Source organism: Rhodococcus sp. 14-2483-1-2 (assembly GCF_002259405.1).
GTDB lineage: Bacteria > Actinomycetota > Actinomycetes > Mycobacteriales > Mycobacteriaceae > Rhodococcoides.
In genome coordinates, this window is record NZ_NPFW01000011.1 from 1 (window position 1) to 25,545 (window position 25,545).

29 protein-coding genes are annotated in these 25,545 nt (G+C 63.8%); 19 read left to right on the forward strand and 10 right to left on the reverse strand.

Annotated elements, in window-relative coordinates; all coding sequences use genetic code 11:
- Positions 1-397 (forward strand): CbtA family protein (locus tag CH295_RS10305; RefSeq protein WP_141216993.1); only part of this gene is annotated, 397 nt, incomplete at its 5' end.
- A gap of 111 nt (positions 398-508) precedes the next feature.
- Here the strand turns inward: CH295_RS10305 and CH295_RS10310 are convergent.
- Together CH295_RS10310 and CH295_RS10315 are read right to left on the reverse strand one after the other, a co-directional pair.
- Complete coding sequence (locus CH295_RS10310) at positions 509-841, reverse strand: metallopeptidase family protein (protein WP_094740627.1); 333 nt, start codon at positions 839-841, stop codon at positions 509-511.
- 13 nt (positions 842-854) lie between these two features.
- A complete protein-coding gene (locus CH295_RS10315) occupies positions 855-1,940 on the reverse strand; it encodes a septum formation family protein (RefSeq protein ID WP_094633455.1) in 1,086 nt (361 codons plus the stop codon).
- 34 nt (positions 1,941-1,974) lie between these two features.
- On the opposite strand from CH295_RS10315, the gene CH295_RS10320 reads away from it, so the two are divergent.
- Together CH295_RS10320 and serS are read left to right on the forward strand one after the other, a co-directional pair.
- Positions 1,975-2,367, forward strand: coding sequence for an ankyrin repeat domain-containing protein (locus tag CH295_RS10320; protein ID WP_037186560.1), 393 nt, complete (start codon positions 1,975-1,977; stop codon positions 2,365-2,367).
- Between the two features lie 11 nt (positions 2,368-2,378).
- A complete protein-coding gene (gene serS, locus CH295_RS10325; protein WP_094740628.1) occupies positions 2,379-3,632 on the forward strand; it encodes a serine--tRNA ligase in 1,254 nt (417 codons plus the stop codon).
- Between the two features lie 13 nt (positions 3,633-3,645).
- On the opposite strand, the gene CH295_RS10330 is transcribed toward serS, so the two are convergent.
- Positions 3,646-4,509 (reverse strand): hypothetical protein, encoded by an 864-nt coding sequence (locus tag CH295_RS10330; RefSeq protein ID WP_094740629.1) that lies wholly within the window; start codon positions 4,507-4,509, stop codon positions 3,646-3,648.
- 86 nt (positions 4,510-4,595) lie between these two features.
- Between CH295_RS10330 and CH295_RS10335 the strand changes: the two genes are divergently transcribed.
- Both CH295_RS10335 and CH295_RS10340 read left to right on the forward strand, forming a co-directional pair.
- Entirely contained in the window at positions 4,596-5,336 is a 741-nt protein-coding gene (locus CH295_RS10335) for a lysophospholipid acyltransferase family protein (RefSeq protein WP_037186544.1), read from the forward strand.
- Between the two features lie 9 nt (positions 5,337-5,345).
- Positions 5,346-5,831 carry a GNAT family N-acetyltransferase gene (locus CH295_RS10340; protein WP_094740630.1) on the forward strand — a complete coding sequence of 162 codons (486 nt, stop codon included), beginning with the start codon at positions 5,346-5,348 and terminating at the stop codon, positions 5,829-5,831.
- Here CH295_RS10340 and CH295_RS10345 read toward each other — a convergent pair whose 3' ends face one another.
- Both CH295_RS10345 and CH295_RS10350 read right to left on the reverse strand, forming a co-directional pair.
- Positions 5,832-7,283, reverse strand: a complete 1,452-nt coding sequence (locus tag CH295_RS10345; protein ID WP_094633451.1) for a sensor histidine kinase — start codon at positions 7,281-7,283, stop codon at positions 5,832-5,834. It lies immediately after the preceding gene.
- Positions 7,280-7,963, reverse strand: a complete 684-nt coding sequence (locus CH295_RS10350; protein ID WP_170945855.1) for a response regulator transcription factor — start codon at positions 7,961-7,963, stop codon at positions 7,280-7,282. Before CH295_RS10350 ends, CH295_RS10345 begins: the two co-directional genes overlap by 4 nt.
- A 127-nt stretch (positions 7,964-8,090) precedes the next feature.
- On the opposite strand from CH295_RS10350, the gene CH295_RS10355 reads away from it, so the two are divergent.
- Positions 8,091-8,741, forward strand: a complete 651-nt coding sequence (locus tag CH295_RS10355; RefSeq protein WP_141216994.1) for a hypothetical protein — start codon at positions 8,091-8,093, stop codon at positions 8,739-8,741.
- A 60-nt stretch (positions 8,742-8,801) separates the two neighbouring features.
- On the opposite strand, the gene CH295_RS10360 is transcribed toward CH295_RS10355, so the two are convergent.
- The 5 genes from CH295_RS10360 to msrA all read right to left on the reverse strand — a co-directional run bounded on the left by CH295_RS10360 (position 8,802) and on the right by msrA (position 13,654).
- Entirely contained in the window at positions 8,802-10,196 is a 1,395-nt protein-coding gene (locus CH295_RS10360; RefSeq protein ID WP_094740633.1) for an HNH endonuclease signature motif containing protein, read from the reverse strand.
- Positions 10,197-10,336: 140 nt separating this feature from the next.
- A complete protein-coding gene (locus tag CH295_RS10365) occupies positions 10,337-10,912 on the reverse strand; it encodes a DinB family protein (protein WP_094740634.1) in 576 nt (191 codons plus the stop codon).
- Positions 10,913-10,917: 5 nt separating this feature from the next.
- Positions 10,918-11,661, reverse strand: a complete 744-nt coding sequence (locus CH295_RS10370) for a CPBP family intramembrane glutamic endopeptidase (RefSeq protein ID WP_037187130.1) — start codon at positions 11,659-11,661, stop codon at positions 10,918-10,920.
- Between the two features lie 19 nt (positions 11,662-11,680).
- Positions 11,681-12,952: a YhgE/Pip domain-containing protein gene (locus tag CH295_RS10375; protein ID WP_037187133.1), complete on the reverse strand. Its 1,272-nt coding sequence runs from the start codon at positions 12,950-12,952 to the stop codon at positions 11,681-11,683.
- 189 nt (positions 12,953-13,141) lie between these two features.
- A complete protein-coding gene (msrA, locus tag CH295_RS10380) occupies positions 13,142-13,654 on the reverse strand; it encodes a peptide-methionine (S)-S-oxide reductase MsrA (protein WP_037187136.1) in 513 nt (170 codons plus the stop codon).
- A gap of 270 nt (positions 13,655-13,924) precedes the next feature.
- Between msrA and CH295_RS10385 the strand changes: the two genes are divergently transcribed.
- From CH295_RS10385 to CH295_RS10445, 13 genes are all read left to right on the forward strand, one after another.
- Positions 13,925-14,737 (forward strand): enoyl-CoA hydratase/isomerase family protein, encoded by an 813-nt coding sequence (locus CH295_RS10385; RefSeq protein WP_037187137.1) that lies wholly within the window; start codon positions 13,925-13,927, stop codon positions 14,735-14,737.
- Between the two features lie 41 nt (positions 14,738-14,778).
- Positions 14,779-15,234, forward strand: a complete 456-nt coding sequence (locus CH295_RS10390; RefSeq protein ID WP_502694482.1) for a Rossmann-fold NAD(P)-binding domain-containing protein — start codon at positions 14,779-14,781, stop codon at positions 15,232-15,234.
- 503 nt (positions 15,235-15,737) lie between these two features.
- Complete coding sequence (locus tag CH295_RS10395) at positions 15,738-16,415, forward strand: MlaE family ABC transporter permease (RefSeq protein ID WP_230596178.1); 678 nt, start codon at positions 15,738-15,740, stop codon at positions 16,413-16,415.
- A 128-nt stretch (positions 16,416-16,543) separates the two neighbouring features.
- Positions 16,544-17,323: an MlaE family ABC transporter permease gene (locus CH295_RS10400; protein ID WP_037188699.1), complete on the forward strand. Its 780-nt coding sequence runs from the start codon at positions 16,544-16,546 to the stop codon at positions 17,321-17,323.
- A complete protein-coding gene (locus tag CH295_RS10405) occupies positions 17,323-18,486 on the forward strand; it encodes an MCE family protein (protein ID WP_094633442.1) in 1,164 nt (387 codons plus the stop codon). Before CH295_RS10400 ends, CH295_RS10405 begins: the two co-directional genes overlap by 1 nt.
- Entirely contained in the window at positions 18,483-19,487 is a 1,005-nt protein-coding gene (locus CH295_RS10410) for an MCE family protein (protein WP_094633441.1), read from the forward strand. Before CH295_RS10405 ends, CH295_RS10410 begins: the two co-directional genes overlap by 4 nt.
- A complete protein-coding gene (locus tag CH295_RS10415; RefSeq protein WP_094633440.1) occupies positions 19,488-20,492 on the forward strand; it encodes an MCE family protein in 1,005 nt (334 codons plus the stop codon). It begins immediately after the preceding gene.
- Complete coding sequence (locus CH295_RS10420; RefSeq protein WP_094633439.1) at positions 20,489-21,589, forward strand: MCE family protein; 1,101 nt, start codon at positions 20,489-20,491, stop codon at positions 21,587-21,589. Before CH295_RS10415 ends, CH295_RS10420 begins: the two co-directional genes overlap by 4 nt.
- Entirely contained in the window at positions 21,586-22,743 is a 1,158-nt protein-coding gene (locus tag CH295_RS10425) for an MCE family protein (protein WP_094633438.1), read from the forward strand. The genes CH295_RS10420 and CH295_RS10425 overlap by 4 nt, the downstream gene beginning before the upstream one ends.
- Positions 22,740-24,203 (forward strand): MCE family protein, encoded by a 1,464-nt coding sequence (locus CH295_RS10430; RefSeq protein WP_094740635.1) that lies wholly within the window; start codon positions 22,740-22,742, stop codon positions 24,201-24,203. The genes CH295_RS10425 and CH295_RS10430 overlap by 4 nt, the downstream gene beginning before the upstream one ends.
- Positions 24,182-24,826 (forward strand): Rv1363c family protein, encoded by a 645-nt coding sequence (locus CH295_RS10435; RefSeq protein ID WP_094633436.1) that lies wholly within the window; start codon positions 24,182-24,184, stop codon positions 24,824-24,826. The genes CH295_RS10430 and CH295_RS10435 overlap by 22 nt, the downstream gene beginning before the upstream one ends.
- Positions 24,823-25,341: a hypothetical protein gene (locus CH295_RS10440; RefSeq protein ID WP_141216995.1), complete on the forward strand. Its 519-nt coding sequence runs from the start codon at positions 24,823-24,825 to the stop codon at positions 25,339-25,341. The genes CH295_RS10435 and CH295_RS10440 overlap by 4 nt, the downstream gene beginning before the upstream one ends.
- A 27-nt stretch (positions 25,342-25,368) precedes the next feature.
- On the forward strand, positions 25,369-25,545 hold a 177-nt coding region (locus CH295_RS10445), incomplete at its 3' end, for an ATP-binding cassette domain-containing protein (protein WP_141216996.1).

The following is a 25,545-nucleotide window of genomic DNA, read 5'->3' on the forward strand; positions in this document are numbered from 1 at the left end:
AGCAGTCCCGTTCTTCAAGTACCCGGCGAACCCGCCGGCCGTCGGAGATCCCGAGACCATCACCCAGCGCACCTGGCTGTGGTTGGCGACGGTGATTCTCGGTCTGTTGGCCGTCGCGGTCGGGATCTACGTGGCGAAGATCGTGGCGTCGCAGAATTCGGTGGCGATGCGTGTCGGTGCGCCGACGGCGGCGTTCCTGGCTGTGGTCGGCACCGGTTATGCACTGTTGCCCACTGTCGACGAGGTCGGCGCGGACTTCCCGGCAACCCTGCTCTGGGAATTCCGCCTGTCGTCACTGGCGACCCAAGCCACCCTGTGGCTGGCGCTGGGATTGGCGTTCGCGTTCCTCACCGATCGCGCAGTGCGCTCTGTCCGCCGTGAGGCTGTTGCGGCGTAACCACAGCGCCGCGTGAATGGACCATTGCACCGCCGAGACGTGTGCAATGGTCCATTCACACGTCCGGGGGTGTGTGGTCGGAGTGAGCGGGTGGCCGATGAGCGAGTGCTGTCAGCCGAATCCGAGTTGATGCAGACGCTCGTCGTCGATGCCGAAGTGATGTCCGATTTCGTGGGCGACGGTGATTGCAATTTCCCGTCGCGCCTCGGTCTCGTCGTCGACCATCTCGAGGATCGGTTTGCGGTAGATGGTGATGACGTCAGGTAGGTGCCCGCTGTATTCGTAGCGTTCGGTCAGCGCGATGCCCTCGTACAGCCCGAGGATGTCCTCGGTCGGGTGTTCCTCGTCGACGAGAACGACCACGTTGTCCATGAAGTCGGTGAGCTCACGCGGCAGGGTGTCGAGAGCGTCGGACACCGCTTCTTCGAAGTCGACGCGGGTCATGTGCGTGGGAATGTCACCCTCCGGTGGTGATCGGTGCGGCACCGGGCAGCGGTGTCGGCAGTGCGCGGCCGTCGGGTGCGGAGGGCGGCGGGACGGGAGCTTCACCGTTGATGAGGATGTCGCCCTTGGCGGTACCGACGATGGTCGCGAAGCCGCCGGAATCGAGTTCCTTACCCACCGAGCACGTCACCTGGCGACTACCGGCGAGCCAGCTCGCGACGTCGATGGTGTCCCAGAAGAGGGTGAGCGTCTTGTCTCGCAGTGCGGTGTCCGAGCCGAGATAGCCGTTGACGGCGTCGGTGCAGGTGCCTTCCAGATACGCGTCCTGATCGCCCTCTGCAGGGTGGCCGCCGGGGAACTGCTGCGTCAAGTTGATCACCGACGCCACCTCGAACGCGTGCGGAGCCGAGCAATCCACCGGATCGGCAGGCACGTTCTGGTTGATGCCGATGCATGTGCCGGTCGGCCACACCTTGGACTGGTCCTGGTCGAGGATCGAGCCGGTCATCTCCTCGAGTGCGCCGGTGTTCGACGGCATCTGCACTCCACATCGCAGGGTCCGCTCGCCCTTTGCCCAGCCGGCCTGACTGGGGAACATCAGCCCGACGCCGAAGCGTCCGTTGGGATCGAACTTGGCACCGACGTAGTCGTCGACGGCGGCCTCGCAGTGTTCGTCGCGCAGTTCACTGAACCGGATGGAGCCGGGATACTGCGAGCCCGGGCCGAACTCGACGCCGGGATAGACGCTCATGTCGATGTCGCGAGCCACCTCGAAGCGGTGGGGATCGGCGCACGACACTTCGGCGAGATCCTGTCGGTCCGTCTCCGGATCGTCGGTGGGCGTCCACTGCAGGCATGTCCCCGGGGCGGCAGCGCCGAAGGAGGACGCCGAGACGGGCCCATCGGTCGCAGGCCCACTGGCCGTTGCATGGGTCGTGATCTTCTCGGGTGCCGAGAACCCGTCGGACAGGAAAACCGTCGCTCCCGCGGCCAGCACCGCACCGACCGCAACCATGGCGAGCCCACGTCGAGCTGTGGTTGCAGACAGTGTTCGCCGAGACTTCTCGCTCGTCGGGGAGTCTGTTTCGTATCCGGACATCGCCCACCATCATGCCCGAGTATGTTCGGTCCTCATGAGCGACCCAACGGGTGACGACGACCTCAGCGAACTCGCAGGCCGACTGTTCGCGATGGCCCGCACCGGTGACGCGGCCGCTCTGGCGAGTTATGTCGACGCGGGTGTTCCGGTGAATCTGCACAACGAATCAGGCGACACACTGGTCATGCTCGCCGCCTATCACGGTCACGCCGACGCGGTGCGTGTGCTGGTCGAGCGCGGTGCCGATGTGAACAAGCCCAACGACAAAGGGCAGACCCCGCTCGCGGGCGCAGTCTTCAAAGGTGAGGACGAGGTGGTGCACGCGCTTGTCGACGGTGGAGCCGATCCACACGGCGGCCACCCGTCGGCGATCGACGCCGCCACGATGTTCGGACGCGAGGACTACCTGGGGTTGCTCGGCAAGTAAGGTTCGTTCTCGTGATCGACCTGAAATTCCTCCGCGAGAATCCCGACGCAGTGCGCGCCTCGCAGCGCACCCGAGGCGAGGACCCCGCTCTCGTCGACGCACTTCTGGATGCCGACGCATCCCGCCGGGCCGCGGTTCTGGCCGGCGATCAGCTGCGTGCCGAGCAGAAGGCGCTGGGAAAGCAGGTCGGTAAGGCCTCCGCCGAGGACCGCCCCGCGCTACTCGCCGGCGCATCGGAACTCGCCGCGAAGGTCAAGGCCGCCCAGGCCGCCGAGGCCGAGGCCGACGCAGCCCTCGACGCGGCCCATCGCGCGATTTCCAACATCGTCCAGGACGGCACGCCCGCAGGCGGCGAGGACGACTTCGTTCTTCTCGAGACCGTCGGGCAGATCCCGGAGTTCGATTTCGAGCCCAAGGATCACCTCGAACTCGGCGAGTCGCTGAACCTGATCGACATGGAACGCGGTGCCAAGGTCTCGGGCTCGCGCTTCTACTTCATGACCGGTTACGGCGCGCTGCTCCAGCAGGGTCTGCTGCAGCTCGCCGCGCAGAAGGCCGTCAAGAACGGCTTCACGATGATGATCCCGCCGGTGCTGGTGCGGCCGGAGATCATGTCGGGAACCGGGTTCCTCGGCGCACACGCAGACGAGATCTATCGCCTCGAAGCCGACGACCTCTACCTCGTCGGAACCTCCGAAGTTGCTCTCGCGGGCTATCACTCGGGAGAGATCATCGACCTCGCCGACGGCCCGAAGCGGTACGCCGGATGGTCGTCGTGCTTCCGCCGCGAAGCGGGCAGCTACGGCAAGGACACCCGCGGCATCATCCGAGTCCATCAATTCGACAAGATCGAGATGTTCTCCTACATCAAGCCCGAGGATGCAGCGGCCGAACACCTGAAGCTGCTCGAGTACGAAAAGGAGATGCTCGCCGCGGTCGAGTTGCCCTACCGCGTCATCGACACCGCAGGCGGCGACCTCGGCTCCTCGGCCGCTCGCAAATTCGACTGCGAGGCATGGGTTCCCACCCAGCAGGCCTACCGGGAGCTGACCTCGACCTCGAACTGCACCACGTTCCAGGCCCGCCGCCTCGGCGTGCGTTACCGCGACGAGAACGGCAAGCCCCAGACCGCGGCGACGCTCAACGGCACCCTCGCCACCACCCGCTGGATCGTCGCGATCCTCGAAAACCACCAGCAGGCCGACGGCACCGTCCGCGTCCCGCAAGCCCTTGTGCCGTTCGTCGGGACCGACGTACTGAAGTAACCGGGCCGGTTACTCAGGCGATGTCGCCGATGCAGTAACCCTCGCCGCCGACGGCCAGCACGAACGTACGGTTCTGGTACGCCCCGGACGCGTCGATGATGTCTGCATTGACCTGGGTGTAGATGCCGTTCTGCCCGGTGACGAACACGCTGTCGGGATCGAACGAGGTGATGCCTGTCAGGATGTTCGGATTCTGCACCAGCGGCGGGGCAGTGGGAACGCCGGTGCCGAGGGCATCCCAGGTCTGACGGCCGTCGCACACGAGTGGATAAGTTTCTTCCACATCGCTGGGGTTCACGGGAATCCCGGCGAGACGTCCCAGGTAGCGATCGACGCTGTAGACGGCGTCTGCCGCGTCGAACACGGGGGCGGTGCCGGTGGGATAGACGGTGGGGCACGCGTAGCCGGACGCGATCTCGCTCCGCTTGATGCTGACCGTCGCGGTGGGCCCGGTCCACGTGACGGCGTACTGGCCGTCGACGCCGGGGGCGGCAACGGCAGTGAGGATGGCCTCGGCGTCGACGTACATCGTCGGGATCTCGGTGGGCGGAACCGTCCAGCACCGCGCCGTGACGACACCGATTCCGCCTCCGATGAGGTCGCCCACGAACGGCCGCAGCGCCATCGCGGCGTCGGGATTTCCGGGAACCTCGCCGACGGGTGGGCCGGGCGGGATCGGTGGAGGCGTGGTGGTGGTCGGTGCGGCCGTGGTCGGAGTCGACGTCGTGGCCTCGGTGGTGTTGCTCGTCGCCCCGGACTGCTCGGACGGCAGTCCGACTGCGGAATCGCAGGCTCCGACCAGGGCGAGCGTAGCGATCAGCGGCAGCGCGGTTCGGACGACCCGGGTCCGCCGCGGTGGTGCCGCACTGTTCTTCACTTCGTTTCTCCCCCGTTGCTTTCGACCGGACCTGTCATCTCCCGGACCTTTTCTCCGGCATCGTCCACCGACTACGCTAACGGACTGTGGAACCCGTCTACCGATCAGTCATCGGCATCGCTCGTGCAGTGTTCGCGTTCGAGGGCCTGAAATTCGACGTCGAGGGCGAGGAACACATCCCTGCCACCGGCGGAGCCGTCATCGCCGTCAACCACACCGGATACATGGACTTCACCTACGCGGGGCTACCGCCGCGACGGGTGAAGCGCTACATCCGGTTCATGGCGAAGAAGGAAGTCTTCGACAACAAGATCTCCGGCCCGATCATGCGCGCGCTACGGCACATCCCCGTTGATCGCGGGGCAGGCGCTCAGTCGTACAAGTCGGCCGTGGAGAGCCTGCGCAACGGCGAGCTCGTGGGCGTGTATCCGGAGGCGACCATCAGCCGCAGCTTCGAGATCAAGGAATTCAAGTCCGGCGCAGCGCGCATGGCCATCGAGGCAGGCGTGCCGATCATCCCGACGGTCATCTGGGGTGCGCAGCGCGTGTGGACCAAGGGACACCCGAAGCGATTGGGCCGCACCAACACTCCCATCTCGATCGCCGTCGGCGAGCCGCTGCCGCCGGTCGGTCCGCCGAACGAGCTGACCGAGAAGCTGCGCACAGTGATGCAGAAGATGCTGCTGGAACTGCAGGAGAACTACCACCACGAGCCGGGGGCGTACTGGGTTCCGGCACGATTGGGCGGCAGCGCACCGACCCTCGAAGAAGCGGACACGCTCGACGCCCAGGACCTCGCGGCCCGTGCCGCCAAGCGGGCCGAGTAGAGCTCCGCGATGAACCTCCGCGGTGAACGGGTCGTGTTGCGACCCGTCACCGCCGAGGATGTGCCGGAGCTAAGCCGAATACTGCGCACCCCCGAGGTGTATGCGCGGTGGGGCGACGAGGATGCCGACGAGAACTGGCCGTTCGACAGCACCGACGAGAATCGACTGGTCGTCGAATTGAACGGCGCAACAGTGGGATTGATCCAGTACGGCGAAGAGACCGATCCGATGTACCGGCATGCGTCGATCGACGTCTTCCTGGACCCGGCAGTGCACGGCCGCGGCGTCGGAAAGGACGCGGTCGGCACGCTGGTGCGATACCTGACAGTCGAACTGGGGCATCATCGATTGGTGATCGACCCCGCTGCTGACAACGCGGTCGCCATAGCCTGTTACAGCGCAGTCGGTTTCGAGCCCGTCGGAATCATGCGCAAGTACGAGAAGGGCCCGGAGGGCTGGCACGACAGTCTGCTGATGGACCTGATCGTCGAATAACTATCGGTGGTTTGCCGGAGTGGAGCCCGCGGAACGACCCGTAAGGCTAGGAAGTGTCAGTCGGAATCGTGCGCCTGTAGGCCCTGCGGCACAGACGAGTTCGCCGCCGTGAGCGCGCGCCAGCGTGCGTGCGATCGACAATCCCAGCCCGACGCCGCCGGAAGAACGGTCGCGCGCGGAATTCAGTCGAACGAGCCGCTCGAAGATGCGCTCACGGTCCGCCTCGTCGACCCCGGGGCCGTCGTCGTCGACGGTGACGAACGCCTGCGAATCGGTGCCCGTCGTCACCCGGACGCTACCGCCGGGCGGCGTGAAGCGAGCGGCGTTGTCGAGGACGTTCGAGAGAATCTGCTCGACGCGACCCACGTCCACCCTGACCGGCACCGGTTGCGATCCGTCCACCTCGAACCGGACCTGCGGGGACAGCAGTGCCGAGCGCTCGACGGTGCGTCGAACCACGTCGGTGAGGTCTGCGTCGGTCAGCTCCAGCTCCGAAGTGTTCTCTGCCCGAACGGAATCGAGCATGTCGCCCACCAGTCGCGACGCCCTGGCGGATTCGCCGACCAACAGCTCGCTCCACCTACCGACCCGATCGGGGCGGTGTTCGGCGTCGCGCTGCAACGACTGAGCCAGCGCCGAGATCCCGGCTACCGGCGTCCGCAGTTCGTGTGCCGCGTCGGCCAGGAACCGGCGCATGTCCTCCTCTGCTCGACGCGCCGCCTGCGCTGCGGCAGCCTCCTTGCGCTCGGCGTCCTCGAGGGCGTCGAGCATCTCGTCGACGGCCGATGCTGTGCGTCCCAGGTCGGTGTTCGGTTTGGATGGAAGCAACCGTCGACCCCTGTCGCCGTTGGTGATTCGGCGTGCGACCGTCGTCATCGAGTCCAGCGGAGACAATGCGCGCCTCACCGCGTAGATCAGCGCGGCAGCGGCCAGCAGCAGAGTGACGGCACCGGCGACCACCATGAGAATGCGCAATTGTTGGCGAACATCGGCGATCGCGGTGGTGTCGCCGAGCAGTGACAGCGTCGAACCGTCGGGCAGGGGTTTCGTGATCTCCAGCGAATCCGACCGTGGGGCAGGTGGATTGGGTGGTCCCGGGGGAGTGGGCGCATTCGACGGGCCGGACGGAGGGTTGGGTGCCGCGGGCCGATCGCCCTGCGCGGGAGGCTCGCCACCGGGCACACCGTAGACCGTTCCGTCGGCGGTGGTGATCCGAACTCGGATGGCGTCGCCCTGCAGAGCCTGCACCAAGTCCTGCGCACTGACCCCGCTGTCGACCAGTTCGACCGCTCGGTCGGCACGATCGCTCAAGCGAGCATCGAGATCGCGTCGAAGCTGCTGGCCCAGAACGACATCCACCGATGCACCGACCACAAGGAGCAGCACCGCGAACAAGACGACGACGGTGGCGACCACACGGGTGCGCAACGAGGGCGTGGGCGTGCGGTTCACTGCGGGGCCCGCAGAGCGTAACCGAGGCCACGGACAGTGTGAATCAACCGCGGACCGTGCGCTTCCATCTTGCGACGCAAGGCGCTGATGTGCACTTCCACGAGATTGCCGTCGTACGCGCCGTAACCCCAGACCGATTCCAGGATGGACGTTTTCGAGACCGTGCGACCCCGCTGCGCGACGAGGAAGGTTGCCAATCGGAGCTCGGTCGCCGTCAGGTCGAGGACGTGGCCGGCGCGGGTGACGACCCCTGCGGATTCGTCCACGAGTAGATCGCCCACTTGGATTGCGTCCGACGATCTGCCGCGTCTACGCAGCACCGATCTCGCTCGCGCGACCACCTCGTCCAGCTGAAAAGGTTTGACGACGTAGTCGTCTGCGCCGTCGCTCAGACCGCGTAGGCGGTCCTCCAGCCGGTCCTTCGCGGTGACCATGATGATTCCTGCATCGCTGCTCTGGCGGACGATGTCGATCAACGCGAACCCGTCCCTGGCGCCCGGCAGCATGATGTCGAGAATCACGACATCGGGGCGGAAGCCGGCCATCGTGGTCTCGAAGTCGTCGCCGTCGGGCAAGGACGCGGCGGTGAATCCCGCGTCCTCGAATGCGGCCACCAGCGCTTCTCGGATGGGCAGCGAGTCCTCCACCACCATCACCCGGGGAGCGGAACTGTATGTCATTCCTCGATTGTCACTCACCAGCTGAAGTGATCCTGAAGATGCGCCCGGCTTCAGGGTGACTTCAGCTAACGGCGGCAGGGTCGGTGACAGACCGAAACGAACGAGACAGTCCGAACGAGGAGTGAACGTGAACGATCAGACCCAGCCGATCCCCGCCGCATCGAACCCCGAGCCCGCCCCGAGTGTCGGTGCCGACACGGCTCGGGAGAACAAGCCGAAGCGCTGGAAGGGACGGGTGCCGATGGTGGCGACGGCGGCAGCGGGACTCGCAGTCGGTGCGTTGGTTGCATCGGCAGTATTCGCGGCCACCGGGCCCGATGCGTCGCCGGAAGTGTCCACGGTGGCGTCGTCGTCCGCGCTCGGACAGCGGACCGACGGTGGTGGCGGTTCGGATGTCCCAGCGGTGCCGGCAGCCCCGGATTCCGGTGACGGATCGACGGCTCCGGCCCCGGCCGACGGTGCGACTCCGCCTGCGCCGGGTGATGGCGGAACTCCCCCTGCTCCGCCCGCGGGTGGTCCGGGCAAGGGTGGACCGGCAGAAGGTGGACCGGGTCCGGGCAAGGGTGGGCCGGGTGCCCTGTGCGCACCGGAGGACGGTGCGACGCCGCCCGCTCCGCCGACGGACGGTGCGACGCCGCCCGCTCCGGCCGATGGTGCTACTCCTCCCGCACCACCGACTCCGGGTGCTGAGGGAGACGGTGCGACTGCGCCTGCACCCCCGGCCCCGGCCGATGGAGCTACTCCTCCCGCACCATCTGTCGCTCCCTCTGGTTCCTGAACCGACCTCTTCCAGCCCCGCACCGTTGTTTCGGTGCGGGGCTGGAGTCTTTCCTGGGGCTCAGGCGATGTGGGGGCCTGCGCGGGCGTGGGATGGTCTCGGTTGTCGGTAGGGATCGACGGTTGCCGGTGGTACGAACCAGGGGTGGTTGTCGGTGCCGATGAACACTTCCCAATCGGAGTGGTGGATGAGGCGGTGGTGGAAGCCGCAGAGTAGGACGAGGTTGTTCATGTCGGTGGGGCCGCCGTCGCCCCAGTGCCAGATGTGGTGGCCTTCGGTCCAGGCGGCAGGTTTTCCGCAGCCGGGGAACGCGCACCCGTGATCGCGGGCGGTGAGGGCTGTGCGTTGTTTGGCGGTGACGGTGCGGGCGGTGCGGGCGAGGTTCAACGGGTTGCCGTTCTCGTCCATCACGATGGCAGTGAGGACACAATCACACGCCAACTGACGGGAAGTATTGCGGGACAGCGGTCCCATCCACGGCAGCCACCCGACCGAAGTGCCGTCGCCGAACAAGTCGCGATACGCGCCACGATCCGCTGCACAGCCTTCGCTGCCGTTTTCGCGGCCCAGCTCGGTTGCGGTGTCAGGGGTGACGGGGTTTCCGGTGTTGATGTCCACCGGAGCGTCGGCGTCGGTGTCGGATTCTGTTGCTGCGCGTGAGGTTTCGTCGTCGGTGATGTCGTGAACCCCACCCTGAAGGTCGGTGAGGTCTTGCAACCGGATGTGCAGGTTGACGTGCGGGCGTTCACCGCCTTCGATGGGCCGATCACTCGAGGCGAGGTATTGGTCGAGGATGTGTCCGAAGGCGTCGGCTCTGCGCTTGGCGGGGCTGCGCTGGTCTTGGGTGCCGTCGGCTGCGGGGTGGGGTTCGGTCAACGGTGAGAGCGCAGTGAGCAGTTTCTCGCCGGTGATCGCATCGAAGTCTCCTTTGAGTACCAGGCGCCCGTTCAGGGTTGTAGAGGCGAAGAGTTCGTTGCGGTCGGTGTTTTCGGCGGGTGGTTTCTTGGTGCCGAAGCTGTCTTCGAGTCTGGTGATCGCTGCACGGATCCGGCCGGTGCGCGCGTCGGGCCCGGTCGCAGCCTTGATCAGAGCTCTACGTGCGGCATCGCGACCCTCTTTCGGCAGGTTCTCCGGTGGTGTTTCGGCGAAGGTGAGGATCAGGGCGGCGTGGTCGACGGACATGACACCGGTGTTCACGGCGTCGGCGATGTCGGGAAATGCAGCCATGCCGCGGGCGAGGGCGACGATCTTGGTGGCTTTGGACGGCGAGAGAAGGGTGGTGGAGGTCAGCCAGCCGGCGGGTCCGGGGAAGCCGAGTTTATCCCGGCTCACGCGGGTGTCGATTTCGGCGACGAGAGCGATCCGCCGGGCCTCCAACAACTGGATCTGGTGGGAGACCGCGGCGGCGTCGGCGAGGAGTTCGTTCTCGCTCAGTTGCCAGATCTCCGTGGTCATGGGAGCAAGTGTATCGAACAAGCATTCGACTGGCAACCATAGTGAAATCGAAAACTATTGCCCTACAGAACTATTCGCGATCCAGTACCTGTCGGTGGCGTGTGATAGGCGTTTGTGGAACCTGACGTCAGGCGATGCGGTCAATCAGCTTCTCTGGCAACTGTTTCCAGCTCGGCTCGATATGCGGCCCACCATGCTGCGTCGCCGTCGGCCATGTTTTCGTTGCCGAGGCGCAGTCCAACGGAATCGTCGATGAGCTCGCGCACGATGTCCGCATGCCCGGCATGGCGGTTGGTCTCGGCAATCATCTGAACCAGAACTCGGTGCAACGTGACTTGCTGCTTCTCGACTGGCCAGTGCAGGACGCGTCCGATGGAGTCGAGGTCGTTGGCCGCGATGGTTTCGTCGGCGTGTTCCCAGGCATTCCGGTAGAGGGCGACAATGGATTCCGACGATTCTTCGGCGGTTGCCCACATGTCGGAATTCGGCCGGGCCATGCCCTCTGCTTCCAATTCCGCGAAACGAGCTGGAAACTCGCGACCGAAGGTGAGACCGAAGTATCCGTATTCGACAATCGCCAGGTGCTTCACCAAGCCCAGTAGATTGGTCCCGGTCGGCGTCATCGGCCGTCGTTTCTGGTACTCGGTGAGGCCGTCGAGCTTCCACAGCATGTTCTCGCGCGCGATGCGCAGGTACTGGTGCAGCTCGTCCTTCATGCCGTTCAGCTCACCGACGCATGCCAGACGAGAGCTGCGGCGAGTGCGCCGAGTCCGTTCAACGACCAGTGCAGGGCGATGGGCGCGATCAAACTTCCGCTACGGCTGCGCAGCCACGTGAACACCACACCCGCCGCCGCGGTCGCCACGACGGCCAGCGCGATACCGACGATCTGCCCGAACAGTCCGCCGCCGAGGAATCCGCTCAGCCCCACGTTGCCCGCCGTCAGTCCCAGCGAGGATGCGATGTGCCACAGACCGAACAGCAGAGACCCTGCAGCGAACACACCCCGAGCTCCGTAGATGCGACCCAGCGTGCCGTGCAGCACCCCGCGGAACGCGAGCTCTTCCGGGATGACGGTCTGGAGGGGGATGACGATCATCGATGCGACGATGGCGGCGGAGACGGTTGCGTACCTGTCGGCCATGAAGAAGGGCCGAGTGAGTGGAAGCAACGCGCCGATCGCGACGACGGTCAGGACGACTCCGACGGCTCCGAGCGCGTACAGCGATCCGGTCTTCCACTGCTTCGGCGACAGTCCCAGTTCGGCCCAGCCCAGACCGCGACGGTTCGCGAGGACGACCAGCAGAACAGCGGCGATCGGGACCGTCGCGATACTGGCCCACACCGTGGTGAAGTGCGCGATGAGGTTGGTGCCCACGAGTACGAGGACGACGATGGCGACGTCGAGGTAAGCGTGGAAGGCACGTCGGGGTGCCACGCTCCCGGCTGGATTCACAGCAAGCATTGGATCGAGTGTACTGGCGTCAGCTGTGAGCACCCGATGAATCGAGGCTTCGGTCGAGGCCTTTGCCGTCGTAGATGCGGGTGAACACCACGCCGAACACGAGCCCGATGAGCAGTCCGAGAGACGTCATGCCCACCGAGTGCAGCAGCCCCGCGTCGAGTGAGGCATTGAAGTACAGGATCGAGCGGGTGCCGAGGAAGATCTGGTGCATCGGCTCGAACTGCGCGAGCCAGGTGAAGATCCGCGGGCTGGCTTCGAGGGGGATGGTGCCGCCCGACGACGGCAACGCCAGGATGATGAACACGATCAGATTGATCAGCAAGCCTGCCGTACCGAACGCGGACATCACCGCCAGTGCCGTGATGCCCACCGCGGTGATCGCGAACGCGCCGTACAACCAGAGGGTCCAGGCGTGGGTGATCGGCATATCGAGCAGATGGCTGATCAGCAGATAGAGGGCAGACACCAGCATGGCGAGGACGATCATCACGAGCCACTTCACGAGCAGCGTCTGGAAGCGGTTGATCAGGGTCGGTCCGCGATGGATGTACTTGGGGCCGATCTCTGTCGGTGTGAATCCGAGCAGGCCGTCGACGAGTGCGCTGACGATGGTCGCACCGGTGAAGCCGGCGAGGACGAGCAAGAGTGCGTAGTAGAACGCAGACAGGCCTCCGCCGGTGCCGTCGGGTAGCGGATCGTATTGAGCGACGATCACGTCGATCGGTTGCGCAAGGGTGAGAGCGCTCGCGCCGGCGAGCTGAGTTTCGCCGAGCTGCTGGCGCACTTGCTCGGTGATCTGCTGTCCCACAGTCTGATTGACCGACTCGAATGCCGGTGTCGCCACTCCGGTCACGAGCGACATCCCGAAACTGCCGGCACGTGGGTTGGTGTAGACCGTGATGATCGGCTTCTCGACGTCCCCGGGAATCACGCTCGCCTGAGCGAGGATTCCCATCCTCTTGGTGAAATCGCTCGGGATGACGATGGAACCGTAGGCCTCGGCCGTCGACAGCAGTGATTGTGCCTGCGCCGGACCGACTTCCCGGAAATCGACCTTCTCCGAATCGACGTTCTGCAGCAGACCCTCGACGATGTCGTTGCCGATGTTGCGCTGCTCGCCTGCGAGGGTGTCGCCCTCGTCCTGGTTGACGATCGCGATGGGGAGGTCGTGGAGATTGCCCCTGGGATCGAGCACGCCGCCCAGGTACAGCGCGGCGAGAAACGACATCAGTGCCGATACCACCAGAATGGGCGCGAGCCAGAAACGCGGCGAACGAAGGACGTCGGCCATCGACCGAGGGGTTCTGTCGGAGGTCACCGGATCAGTGTCGCAAGTTCGGCTCCGCTGTGCGCGGTAGTTCGACCTATGGAACGTCGACCGGAGGGAAGGGATTTGGCCTCGGCTGGTGGTACGCCAACCAATGTGAGTGGAACTTCGTAGCAGGGGTCGAAGTTCCACTCACGTGCGGCGCCGCCGCTCCTAGGCGGTTGCCCGACGCGGCAGCTTCCACTCCGGACGCACCCAGTGGCAGGTGTATCCCTCGGGGTACTTCTGCAGGTAGTCCTGGTGCTCGGGCTCTGCCTCCCAGAAATCTCCTGCCGGGGTCACCTCGGTGACGACCTTGCCCGGCCACAGACCCGACGCGTCGACGTCGGCGATGGTGTCCTCGGCGACGCGCTTCTGCTCGTCGTCGAGGTAGAAGATCGCCGAGCGGTAGCTGGCTCCGATGTCGTTGCCCTGACGGTTCTTGGTGGTGGGGTCGTGGATCTGGAAGAAGAACTCCAGCAGATCGCGGTACGTCGTCTGGGTGGGGTCGTAGACGACCTCGAGGCCCTCGGCATGATTACCGTGGTTGCGGTACGTCGCGTTGGGGACCTCGCCGCCGGTGTAGCCGACGCGGGTCGAGATCACTCCCGGGAGCTTGCGGACGAGCTCTTCGGCTCCCCAGAAGCATCCTCCGGCGAGGATGGCGGTTTCGGTGGCTGCAGACATCGTTGCTCTCCTAGCTCTTTATCGGTCGATACGTGGGGTTCAACGAACGAGGCGTCGTCATAATTCCGAGTCGCGACTGCGTTCGCCGACCTGTGGTGGGCGATATGACTCTTTGGGGCTAGTAAGACGGCCCGAAAGGGGACTGGGCCGGTGGAGTGTGCAGTGGTTTCCTCGACTACACAGGGCCTTCGTCGGCCGCTCGGTCCGTCCCGCGCCCTGCCACCGCTGATCTTCGGCACGGGGCCGAACCGTAGAAAGTAGAACTCGACGATGACCAATCGCGTCCGTATCAATCCCGATCGAGGTCCGCTGGGAACGGTGACCGAGATCGAGCTCGTGAACGCAGGTGGCGGGAACACCATCGACTTCGATTTCACGGACGAGCTCTGGGACGCTGTCGGTTCGATCGATCCGAACACCACATGTATCGCGCTGACGGCCGAGGGCAAGAACTTCTGTTTGGGCGGCGACCTCTCCGCCTTTTCGGCAGCCGCGGATCCAGGTGAGTACGTGTCCGAACTGGCGGATCGGCTGCATCGATCGATCCGCGCGATCCGCGCTCTGCATGTGCCGATCGTCGTCGGTGTGCAGGGCTGGGCCGCGGGAGCCGGGATGAGCCTCGCGATGTTCGGCGACATCTGCGTCGCGGAGACATCGACCAAATTTCGAACCGCATACGGTGCGGTCGGACTCACCCCGGACGGTGGCCTGTCCTGGGCGCTGCCCCGCGCAGTAGGCCGGGCGGTTGCCCTCGATCTGTTTCTGACCCAGAGATCCATGGACGCCGACGAGGCTCATCGCCTCGGCGCAGTCAGCCGCATCGTCGACGACGGCAGGGCGCGGGATCTGGTCCGGGAATTGGCCGGTGGGATCAGTAGTGGCCCCCGTGCCGCGATTCGTGCAACGACGATGCTCGTCGACGAGGGCGTGAATGCGTCCTTCTCGAACCACCTGGACGCCGAGGCCGCGTCGATCGGATGGGCGGCGGGCGGTGCCGAAGGACGCGAGGGCGTCGACGCATTCCTGAACAGGCGCCGTCCGAATTTCGCGTCGGTCGATTCTGCTGTTGCAGAGCGGAACTGATCGAATATGACGAATTCGAGTTTCGAGGCCGGACTCTGGTGATGTCCGGCGGCAGCCGGGGAATCGGCCTCGCCGTCGCGCCGGCCGTTGGCAGCCGAGGCGGCAATATCGTGTTGTTGGCCAAGACTCGGGAGTGGCTGGGCAAGCATCCGGGATACATGCTCGACGAATACGAAATGACCCTTGCTGCACTGGGTTTCGCGGCGGAGTATAAGGATGCTCAGCTGTCGAGCAACTGCCTGTGGCCCCGAAGCACCATCGCTACCGCTGCCGCTGCCGTGGAGAATCTTCTCGGCGGCAAGGACGGAGTTCTGCACTCACGTTCACCGGAAGTCATGGCGGATGCTGCAATCGAGATCTTGCTCGAGACCAAGGGGGAGCTGAGCGGTCGGACCTCGATCGACGTCGACGTCCTGGCTCGCGCAGGCAAGACCGACCTTGCCCGATACGGTGAGGGTGCCACCGATCTCGTACGACATCTTCGTCGATCCGAGTGATGATGCGAACACGCGTGTGGCGGATACGAAGAATGGGCGATGATTCTGGTTCCGCCTGACCAGCACGCACAGTGCAGAACGTAGCCAACCAGGTGGACCCCCGAAAGACTCGAGTGACGTGAATCAACACTCTGAAGTGTGACGCACGCCATGCCCCCAAAGAGGTACTAAGACAGTCCCAAGGGGGGCTGTAGCCCTCTTCGGTGGGTGGTTCTATTGCATCGTGCAACACGGACGGCCCCCCTTCGGGCGGTCCTGCAAGCGTCTGGCCAGAGCGGATTCGATCGGATTTTCTTCCTCGAATCCTGTGAGTCGTGTGCCGGAACGTCCGCTTCGAGTCGAGTCCGAAAGGCCTGGATAGCTCTATGACTATGCCTGCTGTCGCCCCGGTCGAGCCCAAGGTGGTGACGACCGCGAAACAGCCTCGGTGGCAAGCCAACCTTGCGGTTGCCCCTCGGGCCGTGGGTGGCTTCTACGCCACGTCCATCGCCACACTCAGGGGAATGTTTCGGCGGCCGTTCCATGTGCGCGAATTCTTGGAGCAGGCATGGTTCATCGCAAGCGTGTCGATCATGCCTGCTCTACTCATGGCGATTCCTTTCTGCATGATGTTCGTGTATCAGATCAACATTCTGTTGGCAGAAATCGGCGCCGTCGATCTGTCGGGGGCAGGTGCAGGCGTCGCAATAATTCGTGAAATCGGACCGGTGGTAACGGTTCTCGTGGTCGCCGGTGCCGGATCGACCGCAATCTGCGCCGATCTGGGGTCGCGGACCATTCGTGAAGAAATAGATGCGATGAAGGTGCTCGGCATAGACCCGATCCACCGGCTCTGTGTGCCAAGGGTATTGGCTTCGATCGTGATTGCCGTCTTTCTCAACGGCTTGGTGTCTGCAGTGGGCTTGGTGGGCGGATACATCGCAACGGTGTACATGCAGGGCGCATCGCCGGGGCAGTATCTCACTTCGATCTCCATTCTCACCGGCGTACCCGATTTCATGATCAGCGAGATCAAAGCGGCTGTATTCGGAATGCTGGCCGGTTTGGTGGCCTGTCATTTGGGGCTCGGTGTTCGGGGTGGGCCCAAGGGTGTCGGAGATGCCGTCAACCAGACGGTCGTCTTCAGTTTCCTTCTTCTCTTCCTCGCGAACTCGGTCATCACCACCATTGCGCTTCACTGACCGAGACCTCACCCACCATCCCCACGACGAACAGGAAAACAGTGGCGACAACTGCAGGAACTCGCACGGACGGGCCGGGTACCGTGCTGGCAAGGGCGGCCGGCGCACCGATCCGTGAACTCGAGAACATGGGACGACAACTGTCGTTCTACGGTCGCACCATCGCCGCAATTCCTCGAACGGTGCAGCGCTACAGGTCCGAAACGGTCCGCCTGCTCGCCGAGGTCAGTATGGGTTCGGGCGCACTCGCCGTCATCGGTGGCACGTTGGTTGTCGTCACGATGTTGACCACTGCCGTCGGATACGAAGTGGGGCAACAGGGTTCGACGTCGCTCGGGCACATCGGCCTGGGCGCGCTGTCGGGGTTCATCTCTGCCTTCTTCAACACCCGTGAAGCACTCCCGGTGATCGCCGGTATCGCCTTGACTGCGACCGTCGGTGCAGGCTTCACGGCCCAACTGGGCGCGATGCGCGTCAGCGAGGAGATCGATGCGCTCGAGACCATGTCGATTCCGTCTCTTCCGTACTTGGTTGCCACCCGAGTCGCCGCCGGCATAATAGCTGTCATCCCGCTCTACTGCGTTGCGTTGTTCGTCGGGTACGCGGCAACGCGTCTGGTCACCGTGTACATGGTCGGGGAGGCGGGCGGCACCTTCGATCACTACTTCAATGTGTTCCTCGTACCGAGTGACGTTGTGTGGTCAGCAGTGAAAGTGCTGACGATGGCCGTCGTGGTGATGTGCGTGCACTGCTACCACGGTTACAACGCCGCCGGCGGTCCCGCAGGGGTAGGTGTGGCGGTCGGCCGAGCCGTCCGAACGTCTTTGATCGCCATCATGGCGATCGATCTCCTGATAGGAATCGCCGTGTACGGCGGGACATCCGGGGCAGTGCGGGTGTCGGGCTGATGAGTGCCGCTCGAAGAGAACAGTCGCGCAACGTCGATGTGATGCTCGGTCTGGCTGGAGTGCTGATCCTGATCGGTGCAACCGCGCTGTCGATTGCGCTGTATCGAGGTGCGCTGGATTCGACTGTGCGCGTAACGGTGTGGTCCTCGAGGGTGGGTCTCATGCTCGAGCCCGGTTCGGACGTGAAGATGCGTGATGTCGTAGTGGGGCGGGTCGACGAGGTTTCCGTCGAAGGCGGACGTGCCGTTGTCTCAGTCGATCTGAGCTCGGAGTACGCACGGACGATTCCCGAGAATGTGGTTGCAACAATCGATCCCACCACTCTGTTCGGGCGCAAGTTCATTTCGCTGACCGCGCCCGAGTCGAGATCCGTGCGGTCTATCTCGACCGGAACTGTGCTCGAGTCGCAGTCGGTGCCCACCGAGGTCAACGATCTGCTGGCCTCGTTGGTCGAAGTGCTGCGCGCTGTGGAACCGCAGAAGGTCAACGCCTCACTGAACGCGCTCGCCACCTCGCTCGACGGTCGCGGCGGGGATCTGGGCGACATGCTCGTCGAACTCGACGCTTACCTCGGGCGATTCAACGGAAGTCTGCCGGTACTGCAGCGCGATCTCACAGCCGGTGCGCAGAGTGCCGACATACTCGCGCAAGCGTCTCCCGAACTGTTGAACACCGTGGGCAACCTGACCACCACCGGTAACACCCTCACCGAGAAGGAATCTGAATTGTCGGCATTCCTGTTGAGCTTCACCGAGTTCGGGAACCGCGGCGAGGCGTTCTTCGACGCCGCCGGAAACCCGCTGCTCCAATCGGTGAAGACTCTCGCACCGACGACCGGTTTGTTGGCCGAGCGCGCACCTTCCTTCCCGTGTTTGTTCGATAGCCTTGCGCAAACCAACAAGTACCTCGAACGGACAGTCGGGGGCAGCGCCAACCCGGGTCTGAACATTCTCGGGACGTTGTTGATGGGTGACCCGCCCTACACCGCACCCGAGGATCTACCGATCGTCGCCGCCGACGGTCCGGCCAAGTGCTACGACTGGACTGCACCGCAACCGCACACGGACTTCGACGACGGTAGTCATGCCTACTCGGAAGCGAGAACGTTCGCCGATCTGATCGGTAACCCGTTCGCGCAGTTCATGCCTGGAGGCGGTCGATGAGCAGCAGAAGTGCCGGAATCAAGTTGGTCGCATTCGTGGTGATCACGTCGGTGACCGGACTGGGAGTGGCAGCAGTCGTCGGGAACCTCCGATTCGGAAGCACCCATTCGTATCAGGCGGTGTTCAGCAATGCATCGGGATTGGGCAACGGTGAGGACGTCCGAATCGGAGGCGTGCCCAGCGGCAAGGTCTCCGATGTTGAATTGCTCTCCGACGGAACAGCATTGGTGTCGTTCGACGTCGATACCGACCACGTCCTCGGTGCGGGCACCGAGGCTTCGGTCAAGTACAAGAACTTGATCGGTGATCGCTACCTCGATTTGGCTCGGGGACGACCGGATCCGAGTCCGCTCACCGAACCCATCCCTCTCGACCGGACCACCCCGGCGTTGGATCTCGATCAGGTCGTCAATGGATTCCGGCCGCTGCTGCAAGGGCTCGATCCAGACCAGACCAACAGGCTGTCCAGCTCGCTGGTGGAGGTTCTGAACGGTCAGGAGTCCGCCATCGGGAACCTGGTCAGCGAATTGGGTTCGCTGACGAATACCTTGGCCGATCGCGATGCGGCAATCGGCAGTGTGATAACGAATTTCAACACGACCCTCGCGGCGGTGGACGGCCGGGGCGACACTCTGAAGTTGTTGGTCGATCGCTTGACCGATGTTGCGGGCGGGCTCAACGGCGATTCGGAGACCATCGCGGGCTCGCTGGTCAAGATCGACGACCTCACCGCGGCTTTCTCGGACGTGTTGACCGACAACCGACCACGCCTGCGTCCCGAGATCGAATCGCTCGGTGTTCTCGCGAGCAGGCTCAACGCGCAGACGGACACGCTCGACCTCGTCCTGTCCAAGCTGCCCGAGACCTACAGGTTGACCGGCCGGGCCTCGGGTTACGGAAATTTCGTGAACTTCTTCGTCTGCGGGCTGGCAGTCAAGTACGGGAGTGGACCCGGTGATGTCTCGCCGATGTTCACTGCGCCCGCAGAAAGGTGTAAGTAGATGAGTTCCACTGGTCCTGAGAGGACGAACGAGGTCCGACTCGGAATTATCGGCACAGTTGTGCTCGTACTCGCTCTCGTCGTCGGCTTCACCTACGAATCGATCCCGTTCCTGCGTGGAACGGACATTTACCAGGCAGAGTTTTCCGATGCGTCCGGGTTGAGCGAGGGTGCCGAGGTTCAGGTCGCAGGGGTCGTGGTCGGCGAAGTCCGTTCGATCCAGCTCGACGACGGAACTGTGTCGGTCGGATTCGATGCAGACCCCGGTGCTGTGCGTCTCACGGCCGACACCACGGCCGCGATCAAGGTCGAGACGGTCCTCGGGCACCGATTCGTCGAGCTCACGGCGGGGACGTCGCCCGACGATCTGGAACGGGGCGGCACGATCCCCGTCGAGAACACCTCGTCGGGGTACGACATCACACGATCGCTGGAGGAAGTGACCGATACGGTATCGAAGACCGATACCGTCGACCTGTCGGGCGCACTCGAGCAGGTCTCGGCCGTCGAGGAGGCTCTTCCGTCCGACCTGCAGACTCAATTGTCCGGCCTCGGAAGGCTTTCGGACACTGTTGCCAGTCGTGACGCAGAACTCCGCGAGATGCTCGACCGCGCCGCAAACGTATCGGGTGTGCTGAACGACCGAAATCAGCAGGTCGCGACACTGGTCGACCAAGGCCGCGGACTGTTCGCGATGCTCAACGAGAGATCGTCGAACATCCATCGGATTCTTGTTCGATCCCGCGCCATCGCAGACGAATTGACTGCTCTGGCGCAGGAGAATCGAGGCACGCTCGGACCGACGCTGGCGCAACTCGACCAACTCGTACAGACATTGAACGACAACTCCGCGAACATCGACGCTTCTTTGACCGGATTGCAGCGCTATGCGACACAGATCAACGACGTAGTCGGAAGTGGACCGTTCTTCGGCGTTCTGCTCCACAACATTCTTCCCGCCAATCTTGCCGGTCAACTCCCCGGCAGCCTCGGAGGTCCACGATGAAGCGGGTTGGATTGTCCCTTCCCCGGCCGCGCCCGTATCTACTGGTTGTCGCTGCGGCTCTGGCGGCTGTCGTCGTACTGACGACCGGTGCTGTTGCACAGCGTGTCGGTACCAACCACGTGTCTGCATACTTCACCAACACGGCCGGCTTGTATGTGGGTGACCGTGTGATGATTCTCGGGGTCGAGGTCGGTTCGATCGACGAGATCACGCCCGAAGGCGATCGCGTACGTGTCGACATGTCATACGACAACGACAATCCGGTCCCGGTGGATGCGGGCGCCGTCATCGTTGCGCCGACGCTTGTCACAGGTCGTTACGTCCAACTGGCACCGGTGTATTCAGGTGGGCCGACGCTGGAAGACGGCGACATCATCGAGCTGGAGAGGACTGCCTCCCCGGTCGAGTTCGACGAGATCAAGAAACAGGTCGTGACGCTCGCTCGCGACGTCGGACGGACTCCCGAGAATCCCGACGGTGCTCTGACAGATTTCGTCAGCACGACCGCGGACACCCTGGCAGGAAACGGCCAGACGTTGCACGATTCACTGGTCACGCTCTCCGAGGCCGTCCACACGCTCGATTCAGGCAGCCCCGATCTGTTCGCGACCGTGCAGAATTTGCAATCAGTGACTTCCGCTCTCGCCGCGAACGACGATCGGATCGTCGGGTTCAGTAGCGAACTTGCGGGTCTGTCCGGTTTCCTGAACGACAATCGCACCGAACTCGACGCGACGCTGTCGAGCATGTCCACGACATTCGCGGAGGTCACGTCGTTCGTCAACGACAATCGTGAGTTGTTGAACAACGATGTCTCCAAGCTGAATACCTTGACCACCCTCCTGGTCGACAAGGAGGACACGCTCGCGCAGATTCTGCACACTGCACCGACTGCGATGTCCAACTTCTACAACATCTACGACGAGAAGTCGGACTCGCTCACCGGTGCGCTGGCAGTCGCCGACGCGCCCGACCCTCGCTCGTTGATCTGTGCACTTCTCACGACGGCGAATGCACCGGCGGACGAATGCACGAAAGCCACCGATTCCATCGGCCGTGGACTCGCCGGCGCTGGCACCGAGGCGGGCACGCGATGAAGCGCGGTCGTTCGAGCCGAGTGGCTGCAAGTCTGTTCTCGGCGACCGTCGTGGCCGCGATGGTGAGCGGGTGCCGTTTCGACGGCGTCAACTCGATCGCGTTGCCGGGCAACGGTGTCAGCGGAGACACGTACGAGGTGACGGTCGAATTGGCGGACATCCAGAACCTCGTCGGAAACTCTCCGGTGAAAGCGGACAATGTCGTGGTCGGAAACATCGGCGGCATCGCGAGTGAGAACTGGACTGCGATACTGACACTCGACATCAACAGTGACGTCGAGCTCCCAGCCAACGTCACGGCGAAGCTCGCTCAAACCAGCGTATTGGGTTCGCAGTATCTGGAGTTGACAGCTCCGGTCGACGAAGCCCCGAACGGCCGGTTGTCGGACGGGGATGTCATTCCGCTGTCCCGAACCAGTCAGTACCCCTCCACCGAGGAGGTTCTGTCAGCGTTGTCCTTGGTGCTCAACGGATCCGGATTGCAGCAGATCCAGACGGTCACAACCGAACTCAATCGTGTGATCGGCGGTAGGGAGACTTCGCTCAGGTCCTTGACCAACACGCTGGCCACATTCGTCACCGGTCTCGACGACCAGCGGGCGGACATCGTCGCGGCCATCGACGGTCTGGATCGGCTGGGTGGGAGCCTGGCAGGGCAGTCCGCGACCCTCGAGGCAGGAATCGATTCGCTCGGACCTGCATTCGACATCGTCGAGAAACAGCGAGTTCAGCTCACGACGATGCTGACTCGGCTCGGAGATTTCGGAACTGCGGCGACGCAGGTACTGGAGGATTCTCGTGCCGATCTGAGTGCGAACATCGCTGCACTCGAGCCCACGTTGGCGCAATTGTCGGCCTCGGCGGATTCTGTGCCCGAGGCACTGAAGATCGCTACCACTATCCCGTTCCCGGTGATGACGGCGGACAAGGCGCTGCGAGGAGATTACATGAACCTGTTCCTCACCTTGGATGTGTCGGCGGAGACCATCGGTGGGAAGGTCCTCGGGAGTATCCCTGTCGACGAGTTGATCAACCTCAATCCTGCTCGACAGGCGGCCGATCCGCTGCTGTCACCGATGGTTCCGGTGGTCGCGGGACCGGTCGTACCGACTGTCGACGACATCCTTCGCCAAATTCAGGGAGGCAGGCGATGAGAACACGCACGGTACGTGTCCAGCTGTTGGTGTTCGGTGTCGTAGGCCTGCTGGCTGTCGGATATGCGGTGTTCTCCTACATGGGTCTTCAGCGGTACTCCGGAATCGGGCGTTACACGGTCCAAGCGGAGATGGAGAGTGCGGGTGGGTTGTACGTCAATTCGCTTGTCACATACCGCGGTGTGGACATCGGCGTGGTGACCGAGCTGAAGGTGAACCTCGACGAGGCCGTCGCGACGTTGCAGCTGCAGTCCGGAATCGATGTCCCGTCCGACACCGAGGCAATCGTCAAGAGCATCTCCGCTATCGGCGAGCAGTACATCGACCTGGTGCCTGCGACGAGCGAGGGGCCCTACCTCTCCGACGGCGATTCGATCGGCATGTCCCGCACGTCTGTTCCGACTCCGTCCTCGGAGGTCGTTGAGGAGGTGCACACCCTGCTCGATTCACTACCGAAGGACGACCTGCGCACGACGGTCGACGAGTCCTTCGCTGCATTCGACGGACTCGGTCCGTCGCTGGGCACGCTGATCGACTCCTCACGGCCTTTGATCTCCTTGGCCCAGGCGAACATCGGGCCCACCGAGAGATTGATCGCCGACGCCGAGCCGGTCCTGGGCCAGATCAACGAATCCGGTGCCGACATCTCCTCGTTCAGCTCGAATCTCAGCTCGTTCACCCAGCAACTGGCCATGGACGACGGGCAGATTCGAGCCGTACTGGACCAGGGGCCGGCGTTCTTCGATGCCGTCAACGGAACGCTGTCGGACCTCGAATCGCCCCTTCCGGTACTTCTGGCCAACCTCCAGTCCGTCGGTGAGGTCGCGCGCGTGAACATCCCTGGAATACGCCAATTGCTCGTGGTGTATCCGGCGGTCTCTGCGTCGATCAACCATATGCACCAAGGCTTCCAAGGCGATGACTTGGTTTACGGCCAGGGGCCGCTCGATATCAAGCTCGGTAACACGGCGAACCCCCTGCCGTGCACCGAAGGGTACGACACTGCGCGTCGTGATCCAGGCGACCTGTCGCCCGCCGAACCCGCGGCCGATTCCTACTGCAAGCTGCCGCAGGACGACGCCCGCGTTGTTCGCGGTGCACGCAATGCTCCCTGCGCCACCGATCCTTCGGTACGCACCGGCGAACTGTCCGAATGCCCGGCAGGACTTCCGTCTACGTGGCCGCAGATGTTGGCAAGGCCAGGAGCGCCCTACATCCCGTCCGCGGGATCGCCGCCGGCCGCCGATGTCCCGGCGACGGAGCCCGGTGCACCCGACGGGTCCGACCCGGAAGCGACACCAGCGTCGTTCACACAGACCGGCCCTGCCGTTGCATCGGTGCCCTACGACCCGTTCACGGGACGCTTCAGGGCTCCGGACGGTGAGGTGTATCGGCTGGGCAACATCGACTCGGTGAACAACGATCAGGAGGACCCGACATGGCAAGCACTGTTCGCATAGACGAAAGCAAGTGCACACCCGACGACGACGTGAGCGGTACGGCCGAGGACGCCATCGGCGACGATACCGTTGCCGACAACGATGTTGTCGACAACGATGTTGCCGTCGATACGGCAGCGGTCGAGGAGCGAGCGTCCACGCGGTGGATCGGAGTCGGTGGGACGATCCTCGTCGCGGTCGTGGCGCTGGTGTCGATCGTCGTATGTGTCGTGGCCTCGCTGTCCTGGCGTTCGACAGTCGACGACGAGAGGCGGAATCGAGATGTTCTCGATGTCGCGTCGACGATGGCCGTCAACTTGGTCACGCTCGGGAGCCAGACCGCCGATGCCGATCTGGGTCGGGTCATCGACGGTACAACCGGCGATTTTCGGGAGCAATTCGTTTCTGCTGCAGATGGATTCGGTTCTCTGTTGTCAGATGGGGGAGTCGAGTCGACCGGTGAGGTCAGGTCGGTCGGCATAGTCGACGCGAGCGACGAGCAGTCGACTGTGCTGGCGGCCGTGACGTCGACCGTCAAGAACAACGAGGCTCCGGACGGAGAGGTTCGCGTGTACCGAATGAAGATCACGCTCGACAAGATCGACGGTCGCTGGCTCGTCTCGAACGTGGAGTTCGTCGCATGAGTGGGGTGATGGTCCGAGTGCGGCCGGCGTCGAGGCGGGCGAGACGACTGTTCACCGCCGCGCTGTGTGGGCTCGCCACCGTCGCGTCGATCGGTGCGGTGTTCGTCGTCCGCGGCGATGTACACGGGGACGCGCGTGCGGACTCGGCGGCGGAGGGGCGGGCCTTCGCAGTCGAGGTGGTTCCGGAGCTTCTGTCGTACGACTTCGATACCGTCGAGCAGCATTTTTCAGAGTTACAGTCAAGCCTCGGTGGGGATTTCGCCGGTCAGTTTCAGGAAGTCGGGTCGGCAGTGATCGTCCCCTCGGCCCGTGAACGTCAGGTTGTCACAAGTGCGACGGTCCTCGAATCCGCAGTTGTCGAGTCCGATATCGACAGCGCGGAATTGTTGCTCTTCATCAATCAGAGCACGACGAGTACCGACGCACCCGACACGAAACTCGACGGAAGTCGGGTACGGGTTCGCGTCGAACAGGCGAACGGCACATGGCTGATCACAGAGTTGACACCGGTATGAGTGCCGGCGCACAGAAAGGTGGAGCAGATGGGCGTTGAGGTCTCGGTCGAGGGATTGACCAAATCATTTGGTTCGCAGCGGATCTGGAGAGATGTGTCGTTGACGCTGCCGAAGGGTGAAGTCAGTGCTCTCCTCGGTCCGTCCGGTACCGGTAAGTCGGTCTTCCTGAAGTCGCTGATCGGTCTGCTGCGGCCCGAGCAGGGC

Bases quoted from the DNA above. Each gene is read 5' to 3' on its own strand.
- CH295_RS10310 (WP_094740627.1), bottom strand. From the start codon at position 841: ATGACCCGCGTCGACTTCGAAGAAGCGGTGTCCGACGCTCTCGACACC.
- CH295_RS10315 (WP_094633455.1), bottom strand. From the start codon at position 1,940: ATGTCCGGATACGAAACAGACTCCCCGACGAGCGAGAAGTCTCGGCGA.
- CH295_RS10320 (WP_037186560.1), top strand. From the start codon at position 1,975: ATGAGCGACCCAACGGGTGACGACGACCTCAGCGAACTCGCAGGCCGA.
- CH295_RS10340 (WP_094740630.1), top strand. From the start codon at position 5,346: ATGAACCTCCGCGGTGAACGGGTCGTGTTGCGACCCGTCACCGCCGAG.
- CH295_RS10350 (WP_170945855.1), bottom strand. From the start codon at position 7,963: ATGACATACAGTTCCGCTCCCCGGGTGATGGTGGTGGAGGACTCGCTG.
- CH295_RS10360 (WP_094740633.1), bottom strand. From the start codon at position 10,196: ATGACCACGGAGATCTGGCAACTGAGCGAGAACGAACTCCTCGCCGAC.
- CH295_RS10365 (WP_094740634.1), bottom strand. From the start codon at position 10,912: ATGAAGGACGAGCTGCACCAGTACCTGCGCATCGCGCGCGAGAACATG.
- CH295_RS10370 (WP_037187130.1), bottom strand. From the start codon at position 11,661: ATGCTTGCTGTGAATCCAGCCGGGAGCGTGGCACCCCGACGTGCCTTC.
- CH295_RS10375 (WP_037187133.1), bottom strand. From the start codon at position 12,952: ATGGCCGACGTCCTTCGTTCGCCGCGTTTCTGGCTCGCGCCCATTCTG.
- msrA (WP_037187136.1), bottom strand. From the start codon at position 13,654: ATGTCTGCAGCCACCGAAACCGCCATCCTCGCCGGAGGATGCTTCTGG.
- CH295_RS10385 (WP_037187137.1), top strand. From the start codon at position 13,925: ATGACCAATCGCGTCCGTATCAATCCCGATCGAGGTCCGCTGGGAACG.
- CH295_RS10390 (WP_502694482.1), top strand. From the start codon at position 14,779: ATGTCCGGCGGCAGCCGGGGAATCGGCCTCGCCGTCGCGCCGGCCGTT.
- CH295_RS10395 (WP_230596178.1), top strand. From the start codon at position 15,738: ATGTTTCGGCGGCCGTTCCATGTGCGCGAATTCTTGGAGCAGGCATGG.
- CH295_RS10400 (WP_037188699.1), top strand. From the start codon at position 16,544: ATGGGACGACAACTGTCGTTCTACGGTCGCACCATCGCCGCAATTCCT.
- CH295_RS10405 (WP_094633442.1), top strand. From the start codon at position 17,323: ATGAGTGCCGCTCGAAGAGAACAGTCGCGCAACGTCGATGTGATGCTC.
- CH295_RS10410 (WP_094633441.1), top strand. From the start codon at position 18,483: ATGAGCAGCAGAAGTGCCGGAATCAAGTTGGTCGCATTCGTGGTGATC.
- CH295_RS10415 (WP_094633440.1), top strand. From the start codon at position 19,488: ATGAGTTCCACTGGTCCTGAGAGGACGAACGAGGTCCGACTCGGAATT.
- CH295_RS10420 (WP_094633439.1), top strand. From the start codon at position 20,489: ATGAAGCGGGTTGGATTGTCCCTTCCCCGGCCGCGCCCGTATCTACTG.
- CH295_RS10425 (WP_094633438.1), top strand. From the start codon at position 21,586: ATGAAGCGCGGTCGTTCGAGCCGAGTGGCTGCAAGTCTGTTCTCGGCG.
- CH295_RS10430 (WP_094740635.1), top strand. From the start codon at position 22,740: ATGAGAACACGCACGGTACGTGTCCAGCTGTTGGTGTTCGGTGTCGTA.
- CH295_RS10435 (WP_094633436.1), top strand. From the start codon at position 24,182: ATGGCAAGCACTGTTCGCATAGACGAAAGCAAGTGCACACCCGACGAC.
- CH295_RS10440 (WP_141216995.1), top strand. From the start codon at position 24,823: ATGAGTGGGGTGATGGTCCGAGTGCGGCCGGCGTCGAGGCGGGCGAGA.